Source organism: Coleofasciculus sp. E2-BRE-01 (genome assembly GCF_040221695.1).
Taxonomy (GTDB): Bacteria; Cyanobacteriota; Cyanobacteriia; order Cyanobacteriales; family Coleofasciculaceae; genus Coleofasciculus.
In genome coordinates, this window is sequence record NZ_JAVKEA010000171.1 from 1 (window position 1) to 15,312 (window position 15,312).

Here is a 15,312-nt window from a genome sequence, read left to right on the forward strand (position 1 = left end):
CGTGTTCACGAAGTCGAAACAAGTCCTTGTCACAATCCATACTGCTTGGTATAAAGCCTTTAACCGGCTTACCCTTTGAACAGGCAACCTTTCGGTTAGCCGCTACTCTTGCACAAGCTCTGACTGCCATATTTGCTACCAAATTGAATTGGTTTTTAATGGTTTGATAAGTCAAAGATTGGATAGCAATTTTGTTAGTCAGTTTTGGAGCTGTATGTTCGTTCACGTAGTTGCAAGCATCCGCAAACGCCTGAAGGGTTGCCTCTAAGAAGACCACCTGTTCAGGGGAGGGTTGAAGCTTTATGACTATCGTGAGGACTTGTTTCATGGCTACCATTGTACCACCTGGGAAATAACTGGAAATACTTCGGGCGTTTAGCCGAAGTATTTCCCGCTCTCCCCCTACGGCTTACCTCCACTTCGTTCCGGTTGAAGCCGTAGCCCCTCGCGATTTAGGTGGGATCAGTAGTTTTGCCAAGATTTGCGCCCATCTCAGTGATGCCTTAGCGGGGGTTGCGATCGCGGTTACCCTAATGCCACCCTTATGTGTGGTCGGTTTGTCGCTGTCTCAGGGAATTCGTTTAGGGGCGGGTTTAGGGAATCTGTAGGGGCGGGTTTAGGGAATCAATTCAGCTAGTCACCACTAACGGAACAACAAAACCCGCCCTCTTCACCACTAACGGAACAACGAAACCCGCCCTCCCCACCACTAACGGAACAACAAAACCCGCCCTCCCCACCGATAACTACGAACACTTACTTACTGATGGGAGATCGGCTAAGTTAGGTAAGATGACAATGCAAATTAAATAAAACCAACCAAATCTATGACAGCAACATCTACTGCGCTCAAACACGAAGTCAAAGACATATCCCTAGCCCCCGGAGGCAAACAGCGCATCGAATGGGCGGGACGGGAAATGCCCGTTTTGCGGCAAATACAGGAACGTTTTGCTCAAAATAAACCTCTGGCAGGGATTCGCCTAGTTGCTTGTTGCCACGTTACCACCGAAACTGCTCATTTAGCGATCGCGCTGAAAAATGCGGGGGCTGATGGGCTGCTAATTGCCAGTAATCCCCTGTCTACTCAAGATGATGTCGCGGCTAGCTTAGTCGCTGATTACGGGATTCCTGTCTTTGCTATCAAAGGGGAAGATAACGCCACCTATAATCGCCACGTTCAAACTGCCCTAGATCACAAACCCAATCTGATTATTGATGATGGGAGTGATGTGACGGCGACTCTGGTTAAGGAACGGCAAAACCAGATTGGTGATATTATCGGCACCACCGAGGAAACCACCACCGGAATTGTCCGCTTGCAGGCAATGTTCAATCAGGGAGTTCTCACCTTCCCCGCGATGAACGTGAATGACGCTGATACCAAGCACTTCTTTGATAACCGCTACGGTACCGGACAATCCACCCTCGATGGTATTATCCGCGCCACCAACATCTTGCTGGCTGGGAAAACCATCGTCATTGCGGGTTATGGTTGGTGTGGCAAAGGTGCGGCGATGCGGGCGCGAGGTATGGGCGCGAATGTGATTGTTACTGAAATTGACCCGATTAAGGCGATTGAAGCCGTCATGGATGGTTTCCGGGTAATGCCCATGATTGAAGCTGCATCCCATGGTGATGTGTTTATCACTGTTACCGGAAACAAGCACGTCATTCGTCCAGAACATTTTGAAGTAATGAAAGATGGCGCAATGGTGTGTAACTCCGGTCACTTCGATATTGAAATTGACCTGAAATCCTTGGCAGAGTTATCCACGGAATATCGCCAAGTTCGCAACTTTACCCAACAGTATTTCCTGAAAAACGGTAAATCTATTATCGTATTGGGTGAAGGGCGTTTGATTAACCTAGCCGCAGCCGAAGGACACCCCAGTGCGGTGATGGATATGAGCTTTGCTAACCAAGCTTTGGCGTGTGAATATCTGGTGCAGAATAAGGGCAAACTAGAACCAGGTCTACATTCCATTCCAACTGAGATTGACAAGGAAATTGGACGGCTGAAATTGCAGGCAATGGGTATCTCACTTGACACGTTAACCACTGAACAAGTTGAGTATATGAACTCGTGGACATCAGGAACCTAGTTCGGAATTTTTCGGGTGTGGTATCATGCCTGACTTGATCCTCAAAACAAGATCCCCGACTTCTTAAAGAAGTCGGGGATCTCCAGAAATCGGGGATATAATTCAGCAAATTCTCAATTGTTATCGAAAGGTTTCAGGAAAATGGCTCGACTTTCGGTTGAACTGCAACGTTATTTTTTTGAAGAAGATCGACAGCCCCAGGTGAGACTGGCAGATATCCTGTCTTTTGCCGGAGAGCGAATTTTTGGGTTTTTGTTTGTGATCCTGTCGCTTCCCTCAGCGTTACCTGTTCCAGCACCGGGTTATTCAATCCCCTTTGGTATCGTCATGCTGATTTTAGCCTTTCAGCTAATCATTGGTGCCAAACGTCCCTGGTTACCCCAGAAAGTCATGAATAGCAGGATGAAACTAGAAACAGTGCAGGGACTGGTTAAAGGAGGGACTCCCTGGTTAAAGAAGATTGAAGCGATCGCACGTCCCCGCCTAGCTTATATCTGTACCAGTCTAACGGGTCGTGTAGTGATTGGGGTGGCGATCTCGCTAATGTCCATCTCGATGATGATTCCCATTCCTGGAACCAATACCTTACCCGCGATCGGTATTTTTGTCACAGGTTTTGGCTTAATTGAAGATGATGGGGCAATTAGCTTAGGCGGATTAGTTATTTGTTTACTAGGCGGAATTCTCTCAATTTCTATTTTACTAGCCGTTTGGTTTGGCGGTGCAAGTTTGCTGGATTGGATTAAAGAAGTCCTGCGTTGAACGATGCCAGCTAAAATAAACACAAAATTTGCTGTCTTCAACTCACCCTGTTATGTCCCAAATTCAAGAACTCGCTCCTTCCCTAGACATCTCACAAGATGTTATCTTTCCTCCTGGGGAACTCTATAGCGACGAACCACCATGGGAAACTGAACTACATCTACAACAAATCATCCTACTACTCGAAAGCTTAAAATGGCTATGGCGAGATAGAAATGATTTCTACGTTGCTGGCAACCTCACCATCTATTACAGTCCCCGTCAACGCAAATCGGAAGACTTCCGGGGACCCGACTTTTTTGTCGTGCTAGACACTGAACGGAAAACTCGCAAAAGTTGGGTCGTCTGGAACGAAGATGGTAAATATCCGAATTTGATTATTGAAATCCTTTCTTCCAAAACGGCTGATACTGACAAAGGATTTAAGAAAAAACTCTACCAAGATACCTTTCGTACCCCCGATTACTTTTGGTTCGAGCCAAATACGTTAGAATTTGTCGGATTTCATTTAGTTGATGGAGACTATCAACCACTTGAACCGAATGATCAAGGACAATTGTGGAGTCAGCAGCTTGGTTTATTTCTAGGGATTCATCAGAATCAGTTGCGTTTTTTCACCCCAGAAGGGAAACTCGTACCGACACCTGAAGAAAGTGCTGACCGCTACGCCGCCAAACTGCGAGAATTAAACATCGATCCCGAAACACTCTAATATAGTCTGACTAGCGAGAAGCGGTATTTCGAGGAGCCTCATAAATTTTCCATTCGCGAATTCCCATCGGACTAAGAATAGCTTCCGCCAAACCAATTTGATCAGGGGTTCCTTCTACCATAATCAAATACTCACCTTTAGATACTAAATCGTGATAAACCTTAGCTTGCTCGTCAGGAACACCCCAACCGACTAAACCACCAACTAAACCGCCACCGGCTGCACCAACCGCACCGCCAGCAACGGCTGTCGCTAAAGCATTAGCTGCAACCGTACCAAATGCTAAAACCTGACCAGCGCCAGGAAGTAGAAACGCCGCGTAAGTGGTAATACCTAGGGCTTCCAATGCGCCCAAAACAACGCCACCAATTCCACCAGTCGCCGCACCCGCTTTAGCGCCTTTACTGACTTGATGTCCTTTGCCTTTTTCGACATCAACACCAGCAAGTTCCTCATTCCTACCTGCATCTCTAGCAACGACAGAAATTTGCTGTTCAGGGAAATCTGCCCGTTTCAAATCCTGTACCGCTTTTTCCGCTTCTTCACGAGTCGGGAATACACCAAGCGCGTGTCTGTTGTGTTGGTCTTCAGCCATGTTTCTCTCGCTTTCTTTTAGGATTGTTTCAGCACAAATTCAGCCTTTGGTGCTAGATTTGTGCTTTCTTCCCACATCTACTACACATTGGGTAAGGTATTCATCTATCAATAGAGATAAATTTAATATCCAAAACCACCATTTGTAGAGGACTCTGAGGTACATAGAGTCTGCTGAATAAGTGTTTTGGTGGGGTAGGGAGCAGGGGAAGCAGGGGAAGCTGGGGGAGCTGGGGGAGCAATGATACATTTTCCCTGATAGCGGTGCAAGGGTATGAAAGGGTTTTACCTTATGTCCTTGAAAATGAGCCAATGTTCATGCTACTCAAAGCTTTGATATCTAAGGGTTTTGGAGTTGTGCAGCAAATCCTACATAGACAGATCCCCGACTTCTTGAAGAAGTCGGGGATCTTGCTTAAGGCTGTACCTCATAAACCTGAAATCTGCTGTATCTGTTGCCTGTTGCCTGTTCGCTAAAAAACAGAAAATTTAACCGTTATAAGGCGGTAAATTGGGTCCTACTTCAGCTTGGACATTGACATCCCGAACCCCTCTAATTTCCCTCGCCAAAGGTTCAATCCGTTCCAAATTCTCTTGCGTTTGCACGTATCCAGTTACCGTAACAATTCCCTGATTAGCCTGAATCGCTAGTTGAGAGGTTGGCAGGTTAACCTCTAACTTACTCCGCACTTCACTTTGGACATTGCGATTAGAGCGTTCCTCTCCCTCCCTAAACACATTGTATCGTTGCTCCCGCGCCCGAATGTCAGCATTGGCTTGCGCTCGGCGGATGGGGTTCGTTGCATCACTTTCATTTCCTAATACGGTGTCCAAGTCTGGAGGATTACCAACTCGATTAATCGAATCGGGAGCGCTAGTACTGGTTCTCGCCACATCACCACAGGCGGAAACCCCTAAACCTAAAACACCTGTCAAGCATAAGAGTGTAAACTTATTCATTTTTTCTATCCTCTTCGACGACAAATAATCAGTAAAGATGTATATCAATCCATCTCAATTCAGTTCGTGTTCTCGATAAACGGTTGATCTAGCCATCTGAGCATGAGGCTCATCAACAGCCGCAACTGGGAAATCTGTATTTATCCCATCCATCTCTGGCGCATTGTAAATTCCCAACTCTTCGATTCCTCCATCTTTAAGTAGAGAAATTGCCTGACGAATTTGCTCATCCGTACCTTCAACAATGACCAAAAAATCACCCCGTAAAAATCGTTCTTGATACGCTATAGCCTGTTTTTTGGGAATACCTAATCCAATCAGTGCACCTAAAAGTCCACCACCAACCGCACCAATTCCTGTCCCGGCTAAGGTTGTGGCTACAGCAGTCCCCAAAGCATCGGCTAACATGATTGGACCAATCAGAGGAATCGAAGCAGCACCCACACCGACGAGTACGCCCGTTACCAGTCCAATAACACCACCGACAACAGCGCAATTAGCCGCCTGTTTACCCGTTTGATTACCCTTGCGAGTCTTCCTATCCGTATCATGAAGCGACTCCTCTTCTAATTCTCTGGCAATCACGGTAACCTGATCCAGGGGAAAATTAGCCAGGTGGAGTTCCTGTAGTGCTTGCGTCACCGCGTCTCGGTTGGTAAAAATACCGATCGCACGTTTGTGTTGATGTAAAGCCATTGTTCTCTCCTTTTACACGCTAGAGATAAATTAGTCTGTCAAACTTAATTTATAAGTAAATTTTATCGTTTGTCGGATATTATTTCCTCAATCAATAGGTGTAACTTTAGTCTCTATCCATAGAAAGAAGAACAAATGACAAAAGACGTAGCTTGCTTCTCGATGAAAGCGAGTATGACGAATGACGAATAAATTTATTACCACCGAACCGCTAGGTAAAGGAGGTGAAGGCGGTGAACAAAAAACCTGGGACGCTGTACAGAACGCATTTCGCGATCGCACCTGTATCGGGTATTGGCGTTATCCCATATTTTCCAAGGTGGGTAAGTCTCGCAAGGAACCGGATATCCTGATTGTGGACGCCCAACTGGGTTTAATCGTCATTGAGATTAAATCCGTCACGATTGATCAAATTCTGGCAATTACGGGTCATCGCTGGGAATTCCAAAACTATTACACCACCAGCAGTAATCCTTACCAACAAGCAGAGAATCAATTATTCTCCCTATTGGGGTACTGCGATCGCGAACCTATATTGCGCCGTAAAGTAACCGGACGGGCGTTAATTTGCCTTCCCTTAATTACTGAAACTGAATGGTATCAAAGCGGCTTCTACCAACTCCCTAGTTGTCCGCCAATTCTCTTTAAAGATAATATCTCTCCCTGGAATGAAGCTGTTAGTCAATTGACGAGAGAGCAGACCCCTCAGAGACCCCTCCCTAACCCTCCCCTACGAGGGGAAGAAAACGGAATAAATTTTTATTTGGAGGGGCTTACGGCTCCCCCTTCCCCATCCCCCCTTCGAGGGGGGAACGAGGGGGGTAGGAAGGGGGCTGGGGGGTTAGGTTTTCTCGTCAAACGGATTCAGCAAACCTCTCCAATTATCAAAGGAACCCCGCTGAATAACCAGCAGTGGAAATTACTGCAAGCAGTGATTAGTGGTACACCTGTTTTTCGGAAAAAACAACACCTGAACGGACACAGAAATGCCATCCCCAAAACCATCAATGGTACACCGCAACAAACCCGTGGTAGTATTCTTTCCCAAGTACGCCAACACCTATCCGAATTCGATTTAGCCCAAGAACAAATCGCCAAATCCATTCCTCCGGGTCCCCAACGGATTCGGGGGATAGCGGGTTCCGGAAAAACTGTATTACTCTGCCAAAAAGCTGCCCACATTCACCTCAAGCATCCCGACTGGGATATTGCCCTGGTTTTCTTCAGTCGCAGCCTCTATCACGGAATTATTAGCCAACTGGATAAATGGTTGCGTCGCTTTAGTAGTGGCGAAATCAGATACGACGCCAAACGAAATCGCAAATTAAAAGTTCTCCACGCTTGGGGAGGGAGAAAACAACCGGGATTTTATAGTATCCTTTGCCGACAAACGGGAGTAAAAGCACTTACCGTTAACGATATAGAAACCAAGCAACCGCATCAGGCATTAGCTGAAGTTTGTCTCAATCTTTTACAAGAGACAGCGATTCCAAAATTATACGATGTTATTTTAATTGATGAAGGTCAAGATTTAATCGTCGATGATCCCTTAAAATTTGAGGGAAAACAGCCGTTTTACTGGATGGCATATCAGGCATTACGCCCCGTTGATCCCACCCAACCGGAACAACGGCGGTTAATTTGGGCGTATGATGAAGCGCAAAGTTTAGAAAGTTTAAATATTCCTAATGCGAGTGAATTGTTTGGGGAAGACTTAGGGCATTTAGTCACCGGACAATATGGGGGAGGAATTAGAAAAAGTGAAACCATGTATCGGTGTTATCGTACCCCAGGGACAATTCTTACCGCCGCCCATGGGATTGGTATGGGGTTATTACGACGGGGGGGAATGTTAACTGGAATTACCCGAATTGAGGATTGGCAAGCGATTGGCTATGAAGTCACTGGAACGTTTCGTCCCGGTCAACAAATTACCGTGAGACGCCCCCCAGAACATTCACCAAATATGGTATCAAAACTTTGGCAGGGTTCTTTATTTGAGTTTATCGCCTATCGATCGCGCCAGGAAGAATTAACCGCCTTAGCCGATAATATTTTCTACAATCTTCGCTATGATGGACTTAAACCAAGTCGCGAAATACTCGTAATTGTTTTAGGATTAGGGTTAGAAGCGATGCGACTAGAAACAGCGGTGGCAGAGTTTTTAATGTCCCAGGGAATTGATATTTATCGTCCCAGTGCTATGGATTGTAATATGCTGCACATTGATAAAGATACCCGTGATCCAAATAAGTTTTGGTGTGAGGGCGGCGTTACTGTGTCTCGTATCCATCGGGCGAAGGGAAATGAGGCGGATATGGTGTATGTGGTGGGGTTGGATAATGTGGCAAAAGATGAGAGTAATCTGCAATTGCGGAATCAGTTATTTGTAGCGTTAACTCGGGCAAAAGGGTGGGTAAAGTTGAGTGGCGTGGGTTCTTATCCCCTGTATGAGGAAATGTGGCGGGTAATGCAGAGTGGCGATACCTTTACCTTTACCTTTCGCCATCCGCCCCAGCGAGAGATTAGTGTAACCGATGTTGGGGAAGTGCGATCGCGTTATCAAAGTGGCGGGAGAAATTTTCAGAATGCCGATTTAGCGGGGGCGCAGTTAGCGGGGGAGGATTTGCGGAATGCTAATTTAATTGGCGCGATGTTGCGGGGGGCGAATTTACAGCAGGCGCAGTTAGATGGGGCAAAGTTGGTGATTGCAGATTTAAGTGAGGTTGACTTGAGTGGGGCGAGTTTATGCAAGGCGAAGTTAGTGGGGGCGAGTTTGAAGCAGGCGCGGTTAAGCGGGGCGGATTTGAGTTGGGCAAAGTTGGGGAATGCGGATTTAAGGGGGGCGGAATTAGTGGGGGCAAAGTTAGTGGGGGCGAGTTTGAGTGGGGCGGATTTAAGGGAGGCAGATTTGACGGGGGCGAATTTGGATAAAGCGGATTTGAGTGAGGTGAATTTGGAAGGAACGAGGATGCCAGATGGAAGTATTGGGGAGTAGACGCGATCTGTTGCCAATCAATAAGGAACAATAACGCAATAAAGCCGAGTTATTGTGCTAAAACCCCTGCTTAAGTAGTCGGACAAAATTCAAGTTAACGGTTGAGATGAGGGAACAGGCAACAGGCAACAGTAAGGATTTGATGCTTCTTAACATTTCTTAGTACAGCGTACGGGATTTATATTCAGGTATTTATTGACAAGATGTGTTTACCCTGATTATTGGGGTCTTATATAACTACTTAATCCATCAGTTGTGTTTCTCCGACTTATTCAGCAAACCCCAATTATCCCTTTGTGATCAGGGTACGATATATCGTGATCTGATCTATAGCAGGTCGCGCTGGTGTATTTACAACTCCCTTCTCTGAAGCTGAGTCCAGATGGGATGTTCGTGCAAACAAAGTGTAACTAGACCAGTGCGAAGCGCTATAGCTATTTCAAGTAAGCTACTGTTACCCCCGATCCGCCTTCTGCTTGTTCGGCTAATTCAAACCGATCAACGAGGGGATGGCGTTCTAAGAATTCATGCACCCCAGCCCTTAATTTTCCAGTTCCCTTGCCATGAATAATCCACAATACCCCAGAGGCGATCGCTTTAGAAATAGCTTGTTCTAACTCGATTTCAGCATCAGCCACACGCGATCCGCGTAAATCAATTGTATTTTTCTCGGTGCGAATCGGGGGAGTCGGTGGCGATGAAGCAGCAGGTGCAGGAGTAGATGCAGGTTTTGATTTTACAGGCATTTGCGCCTTTTCACCCTCTAGGGATTCGATATCCGCTAGGGATACCGTCATCTTCATTAAGCCAAAGCGTACTGTAAGATCCCCATCTTCATCCGCAGGCGTCAAGACTTCCGCCGTTTGATTTAGGCGAGGAATGCGGATGCGATCGCCTACTTTGGGTTGAAAGGCGGGTTTGGCTTTAGCAGGGGCTTTGGGGATGTGACGCTGCTCAATTTCCTTCAGCGCATCGGTGGCTTTCTTCGCGTTTTGAGCGATTTGGGGTCCTTGCTGTAATTTGCGAATCACCTGGGCAATTTCTGCTTTGGCTTGGGCGATCGCATCTTGTACCGCTTGTTCCTGCGAGAGTTTCAATTCCCGTTCTCTCTCCTGCAAGAGTTTGGCTTTACTGGAGACTTCTTGATGCAAACGTTCGGTTTGCTGGAGGAGTTGATTCGCTTCTTGGGCTTTGGTTTCCTGATCCCGTCGTTGGGCTTCGAGTCCAGAAATCACCTGGTTCACCTCTTCCGAACTGCTTCCGACTAAGGTTTGGGCAAGGGATACCACGTCTGATTTTAATCCTAACCGTTCGGCAATGGTTAACGCATTAGATCGACCCGGAATTCCCCAGAGTAGGCGATAAGTGGGAGAAAGGGTGACATCATTAAACTCAACCGAGGCGTTCTCAAATCGTTCATCTTGATATTTCAGCGCCTTGAGTTCGCCATAGTGGGTGGTGGCTACAGTAAGCTGGGCATGATCCGCCAGATAGTTGAGGAGTGCGATCGCTAAGGCACTTCCTTCGGCTGGATCAGTTCCCGCGCCAATTTCATCCAGTAATACGAGGGCGGATGTGGGATGGGGGGTGTCTGGTTCCCTTTCGGCTAAATCCTCGTCTCCCCCATCTGTAGAGACGTTGCATGCAACGTCTCTACAATTTTCTAATTCATCTAAAATCCGACTAATCCGGCGAATATGACCGGAAAATGTGGATAAACTCTGTTCTAAAGACTGTTCATCACCAATATCTGCCAAAATTTGCTCAAACCACGGCAGTTCTACGGGTTCTTTGGCGGGGACAAATAAACCCACTTTTGCCATGAGTGCGGCTAATCCCAATGTTTTTAAGGTAACGGTTTTACCCCCTGTATTCGGACCCGTAATCGCCACAACTTTTATTTGGGGCTGAATCTGGATGGTAATCGGTACAACTGGCGCATCTTCTTCATGCTGATGCTGCCAGACTAACAGAGGATGTCGCAATTGGCGCAGGGTAATCGATTCTCGTTGATCCGGATCAATGAAGCGCGGCGGATTTGCCTGAAGCCAGAGGCTATATCGGGCTTTGGCGGTGGCTAAATCTAACCGAGTGGCGACGGCTAATACCTGTTCTAGATCGGGCTTAACGGCGGCGACTTGTTCGGTTAAGGCGCGGCGCACGGCTTCGGCTTCGGCTTGTTCCCGGCGTTGATAGGTTTTGAGTTGATTCCCCAACCCAACGATCGCATGAGGTTCGATGTACAGCGTAGCACCCGTACTGGAAGCGTCATGAACGATACCCGAAACCGAGTCTTTCTGAGGTGCTTTCACCGGGAGAACAAAGCGATCGCCCCGTTGGGTGATTAAGGGTTGCTGGAGTGCGCCGCCTTGACGCTGTACAATATTTTGCAGCGTTTGATAAATGCGATCGCGTAGGGATTTACTGTGCTGTCGAATTTCTGCTAGTTTCGGACTCGCGCGATCGGCGACATCCCCGCGTTCGTCGATACAACGGTGAATTTCTTGTTCTAATTCGGGATAGGTACGGATATCAGCAACAAGTTGGTTGAGAACCGGGATATCTTCTTGATCGTCAATGAGCCGCCGTAAACGCCGGACTCCTGCTAGAGTGGTTGCGATCGCGAGTAAGTCTTCCCCGGATAATATCCCTTGTCGTTCAGCGCGTTCTAGCGCATCACCAATATCCTGAATCCCCTCAAACGTCCAGCCACTGGTTAACTGACATTCAAGTTGATAGACTTCTTTCGTCTGCGCCAATAGATGCAGACTTTCCTCCAAAGTAGCGGGAGGATGGAGATGGCGAGACGCGATCGCGCCTAGTTTGGTGGCGGCGAAGGTTGCCAAGTGTTGGCACAGGCGTTGCCATTCGAGTAGTTCTAACGTTTCAGATTGAATCAAAGCCCAATATTAAAGGTTACCCTATATGTTTATTATTAGACAATTTTCCCGTACCGGGGAGTGAGTTTAACCGTAATGTCTCTGAGAAATTCTGTGGAGTTGTTCTCTAGTTGGAGGAAATAGTCTATCAGTTCTGCCCAAAGAAGAAGTAATTTATAATACACCCAGTTTACCCGTTGCCTATGCAGTCGCTTCCCTGGGGATAGATAGGGAACTATTAATCACCCAGCCTTGTTCTTCCCAAGGTTCAAGCGGAGTAATGGAATAAGAGGATGTCATTTTCTCAAGCTGACGCAAATCCTCAACCTGTACTCCCTGAAAGAGTTTGTCTAAGGCGTCGCGATCGGCTGAGGTTAGAGGAACCCTAGGGTATATACGAGTTTGTGTCTGTCTTACCATAGTTTAATCCTGAATCAATTTCTGCATGGGGATGCTTATTAATAAATATTACAGAAGCTTTACATAAATACATCCGCCATTTTACGGAGATTGTCTGATCCGGGATTCTGACTAGAGAGGCACTCCATGAATTGCGTCTTTTGTCAATATATTCATGAACTGTATAAAATTTAACTAAAAGGCTGTTTTAAGATTTATTTGTCGGGTTTGTCACCTTGAATCAAAGCCTGAAACCGATTATCTCCTCGAAAATTATCAAAAACTGAATCGGTTTTTGCTATCTCTCGATACTCTTCAGGATTAAACGTAATGGCTTGTTTCAAGTTATCAATGGCTAGATCAATTTTATTTTGCAAAGCATAACAGCAAGCTTTGGCATAAAGCGTATCGGCATTATTCGGTTTGATTTTTGTAGCTTGTTCAAAGCTATTTAGGGCTTCTGTTAATTTTCCAAAACCAGAAAGTACGAGACCTCTAGCGTACCATGCATCATGAAAATTCGGGTCGATTTGTGTAGCTTTATCAAAGGATAGAATCGCTTCGTTGATACGTTCTAACATTGCTAGCGCAATTCCCCTATTGTACCAGGCTTGGTAATAGGCAGGCTGGTTTTCCAGAGCCTTGTTACAACTAACAATAGCTTCTTTGAAACGTTCTAACTTTCGTAGTACAATGCTACGATTATTCCAGGCTTGGTGGAGAGTGGGTTTAATTTTTATGGCTTTATTGAAGCAAATGAGCGCTCGATCTAACTTTTTTAACTTTAGCAGTACAATTCCCTTGTTGTTCAACGCTTCCCAGGAGTCTGGTTTTAATTCCAGAGCTTTATCAAAGCAGGCAAGAGATTTATCGAGACGGCTCAAGTTTAACAGTGCATTACCTCTGTTATTCCAGGCTTCATGGAAGTCGGGTTTTATTTGTGTAGTTTTGTCAAAGCAGGCAATTGCTTCATCTAGACATCTTAAGTTCAACAGTATAACGCCTCTGTTATTCCAGGCTTCGTGAAAGTCCGGCTTTATTTGTATAGCTCTATCAAAGCTGACAATGGCTGCATCTAGACGTCTCAAATTCAACAGTGCAATACCTCGGTTGTGCCAAGCTTGGTAGTAATTAGATTTGATTTGTATAGCTTTGTCGTGGCTAATGATTGCTTCTTCATGAAGTTCTAGCTCTCGTAGCGCACTGCCCCTATTGCTCCAAGCTTCATAGTTGTCGGGTTTTAATTCGAGACCTTTATCATAGTTAGTGATCGCTTCTTTGATGTTTCCCAAGTTATACAGTGCATAGCCCTTTCCCAAATAAGCATAGCCTTCTATTTTCTCCAGCACATATTCTTTCCCAAAGTCATCTTGGTAGAGTTTCTGGGTTATTTCCAGAGTTTTATCTAGGTTGAAAATAGCTTCTTTATGGTATCCCAATACTAGAGCATTAAAACCAAAATTAAGAATTGAAACTAACATTTTTTGCGAGTGTTTAGTAGCCAGTTGGAAGACAATGCGAGACAAAGGAGAAATATATTGTATCGATTCCACACGCCTACCCTTCGCTTCAATTTGCCCTTCTCGCGGTTCGAGAATATGTTCCTTACTCATCAGATAATTCCAAGCATGGCGAATTTGCCACCAATGCTGTAAGCGCCGCAGCAAATTTCCATCTGCAATCAGCAAGGCTGTCGGCTTGACAGTAAAGGGATAAAGTGAAATACCCACCATCTGTAGTAATTCCACTGCATCGTAAATATAGGGAGCAATAGAATATTTCTTAACTACCTCTTGATACCGTTTTTTCCAAGTTCCCTTCAGTGTGTCGCGGAAGGTATCTTTTGTCAAAGACTGGCGGTTATTTCTTGCGCTGCGAAGATTCTCGACAATATTTCTGAAAGTATGGTCATTTCTCTGGGCGAGACAGGCATAATCATCAGGGTTTGCTTCAATCTGTGCCTGGGGAACAGTCTCTCTCAAAACGCTAATAATGGCTGATTCTTCGGGTTCTGGCAATTCATAGATAGCAAAGCGTTTCCACAGCGCTGGATATTTATCAAATTCCAATTTTTCCCACTCGCTTGGTTCATCAGGAAATTCTCGTTCCTTTTCATTACGAGCCGTGGCAATAACCCGAATATCCTGTTTACGGCAAGATTTTTCATAAAATTCGATTGCTCGAAGTAATCGTTCTTGTAGTGGCACATTTAACTGTTGTAATGGCTCATCGGCTTTTGGGGATTGCTCGATGCGCCCACCGTACATTTTGCTGTTCAAGTCGTCAAAGAAAAACAGCAATTTTCTATCAGTACCAATTTTATCCTCTGGAAATCTAGGGAGTGCATCCAACCATTCACCACGCTTCAAGTGAAGAATTGTCCAGCCTTCAGTATTCAGTCTCTGTGCTATGTTTGCCGCTTCCCGCGTTTTCCCGATTCCTGTTGGTGCAACAATCAAAACCCAGCGCGATTCGTCCAGCTTTTGTTTCAATTCGTCGTGAATGCTACGCCCGGAAATTCGCTCCTGATATGGAATCTTGTAATCAGCTAGCGAATCATTCGTATCACCACCGAGAATAGCTGGCAATACCTTATTTTGTGGTTTTATGATATCAAAAGGGAAAGTGTCAGGAAAAATTTGCCGCTGGCGACGTTGCTGGATCATCCACCAGATAAAACGTACACCCAGAGGGACAATACCAACGCCAAGGATGACGATGAAAATATCCTTGTTTTCACTGATTAATTTCAGACTGGTTTCCAGTAAGCCTTGCACCTGTTGTAGCCAAACGTAGAGAACCTGGTTAATCATGGGAGGAGTAAAATGATTAAGATGCGCTCCTTAGCATCGCACTCTTTCCCAAATTTTATCTTAGGAACTTTAAGTTAGCAGGCGTGCTGTTACTGAGTTTATGTCTTTAACACTACATTCTACCTTCAAAGGACTTCAAACTTTAGAGTTGTGACAACCCGATAAGCAGCCACCGCGCACCCATCCTTTCTCTTCCCAACGATCTAAGGGGGCTACAGCATAGTAAGAACTAATCGTTTCTATTTGATTAACGAACTCACCATCTAATCCTGAAAAGATTTTATCTAACGCCGCTGTGTCTTTGTGATTTAATGGCATTTTTGAATTTCCCCGATTTCTTGGCATCGTTCTTCCCCTATAATCTCAATCCACTTAGATATTCTTTTTTTAGTTT

General features: G+C 45.6%; 11 protein-coding genes and 2 pseudogenes. 5 read left to right on the plus strand and 8 right to left on the minus strand.

Translation table 11 applies throughout. From position 1 onward, the window contains the following. Window positions 1-328, minus strand: a pseudogene (locus tag RIG66_RS20970) (RNA-guided endonuclease InsQ/TnpB family protein); the annotation flags it as partial. A 127-nt stretch (window positions 329-455) separates the two neighbouring features. Here RIG66_RS20970 and RIG66_RS20975 point away from each other — a divergent pair. The 4 genes and pseudogenes from RIG66_RS20975 to RIG66_RS20990 all read left to right on the plus strand — a co-directional run. Then, window positions 456-575, plus strand: a pseudogene (locus RIG66_RS20975) (DUF389 domain-containing protein); the annotation flags it as partial. Window positions 576-827: 252 nt separating this feature from the next. After that, window positions 828-2,105 carry an adenosylhomocysteinase gene (gene ahcY, locus RIG66_RS20980; RefSeq protein WP_446380675.1) on the plus strand — a complete coding sequence of 426 codons (1,278 nt, stop codon included), beginning with the start codon at window positions 828-830 and terminating at the stop codon, window positions 2,103-2,105. A gap of 141 nt (window positions 2,106-2,246) precedes the next feature. Next, complete coding sequence (locus RIG66_RS20985) at window positions 2,247-2,867, plus strand: exopolysaccharide biosynthesis protein (RefSeq protein WP_446380676.1); 621 nt, start codon at window positions 2,247-2,249, stop codon at window positions 2,865-2,867. Window positions 2,868-2,919: 52 nt separating this feature from the next. After that, on the plus strand, window positions 2,920-3,579 hold the full coding sequence (locus RIG66_RS20990; protein WP_446380677.1) for a Uma2 family endonuclease: 660 nt from the start codon (window positions 2,920-2,922) through the stop codon (window positions 3,577-3,579). Between the two features lie 10 nt (window positions 3,580-3,589). Here the strand turns inward: RIG66_RS20990 and RIG66_RS20995 are convergent, their stop codons facing one another. The 3 genes from RIG66_RS20995 to RIG66_RS21005 all read right to left on the minus strand — a co-directional run bounded on the left by RIG66_RS20995 (window position 3,590) and on the right by RIG66_RS21005 (window position 5,829). Then, entirely contained in the window at window positions 3,590-4,174 is a 585-nt protein-coding gene (locus RIG66_RS20995) for a general stress protein (RefSeq protein ID WP_446380678.1), read from the minus strand. Window positions 4,175-4,662: 488 nt separating this feature from the next. After that, window positions 4,663-5,133, minus strand: coding sequence for a BON domain-containing protein (locus RIG66_RS21000; RefSeq protein ID WP_446380679.1), 471 nt, complete (start codon window positions 5,131-5,133; stop codon window positions 4,663-4,665). Between the two features lie 54 nt (window positions 5,134-5,187). After that, entirely contained in the window at window positions 5,188-5,829 is a 642-nt protein-coding gene (locus RIG66_RS21005) for a DUF1269 domain-containing protein (RefSeq protein WP_446380680.1), read from the minus strand. Window positions 5,830-6,010: 181 nt separating this feature from the next. Between RIG66_RS21005 and RIG66_RS21010 the strand changes: the two genes are divergently transcribed. Continuing rightward, the gene (locus RIG66_RS21010; RefSeq protein WP_446380681.1) at window positions 6,011-8,827 is read left to right on the plus strand and encodes a pentapeptide repeat-containing protein; all 2,817 of its coding nucleotides are present in this window, start codon (window positions 6,011-6,013) and stop codon (window positions 8,825-8,827) included. Between the two features lie 434 nt (window positions 8,828-9,261). Here the strand turns inward: RIG66_RS21010 and RIG66_RS21015 are convergent, their stop codons facing one another. From RIG66_RS21015 to RIG66_RS21030, 4 genes are all read right to left on the minus strand, one after another. Further along, a complete protein-coding gene (locus RIG66_RS21015) occupies window positions 9,262-11,727 on the minus strand; it encodes an endonuclease MutS2 (RefSeq protein ID WP_446380682.1) in 2,466 nt (821 codons plus the stop codon). Between the two features lie 180 nt (window positions 11,728-11,907). Then, a complete protein-coding gene (locus RIG66_RS21020) occupies window positions 11,908-12,126 on the minus strand; it encodes a hypothetical protein (protein WP_446380683.1) in 219 nt (72 codons plus the stop codon). Window positions 12,127-12,320: 194 nt separating this feature from the next. After that, complete coding sequence (locus RIG66_RS21025) at window positions 12,321-14,918, minus strand: tetratricopeptide repeat protein (protein WP_446380684.1); 2,598 nt, start codon at window positions 14,916-14,918, stop codon at window positions 12,321-12,323. Between the two features lie 135 nt (window positions 14,919-15,053). Further along, window positions 15,054-15,236: a hypothetical protein gene (locus RIG66_RS21030; protein ID WP_052307484.1), complete on the minus strand. Its 183-nt coding sequence runs from the start codon at window positions 15,234-15,236 to the stop codon at window positions 15,054-15,056. Window positions 15,237-15,312 lie beyond the last annotated feature (76 nt).

Coding starts and splice junctions, on each gene's coding strand:
- ahcY (WP_446380675.1), top strand. CDS start 828: ATGACAGCAACATCTACTGCGCTCAAACACGAAGTCAAAGACATATCC.
- RIG66_RS21000 (WP_446380679.1), bottom strand. CDS start 5,133: ATGAATAAGTTTACACTCTTATGCTTGACAGGTGTTTTAGGTTTAGGG.
- RIG66_RS20995 (WP_446380678.1), bottom strand. CDS start 4,174: ATGGCTGAAGACCAACACAACAGACACGCGCTTGGTGTATTCCCGACT.
- RIG66_RS21020 (WP_446380683.1), bottom strand. CDS start 12,126: ATGGTAAGACAGACACAAACTCGTATATACCCTAGGGTTCCTCTAACC.
- RIG66_RS21030 (WP_052307484.1), bottom strand. CDS start 15,236: ATGCCATTAAATCACAAAGACACAGCGGCGTTAGATAAAATCTTTTCA.
- RIG66_RS21005 (WP_446380680.1), bottom strand. CDS start 5,829: ATGGCTTTACATCAACACAAACGTGCGATCGGTATTTTTACCAACCGA.
- RIG66_RS20990 (WP_446380677.1), top strand. CDS start 2,920: ATGTCCCAAATTCAAGAACTCGCTCCTTCCCTAGACATCTCACAAGAT.
- RIG66_RS21025 (WP_446380684.1), bottom strand. CDS start 14,918: ATGATTAACCAGGTTCTCTACGTTTGGCTACAACAGGTGCAAGGCTTA.
- RIG66_RS20985 (WP_446380676.1), top strand. CDS start 2,247: ATGGCTCGACTTTCGGTTGAACTGCAACGTTATTTTTTTGAAGAAGAT.
- RIG66_RS21010 (WP_446380681.1), top strand. CDS start 6,011: ATGACGAATAAATTTATTACCACCGAACCGCTAGGTAAAGGAGGTGAA.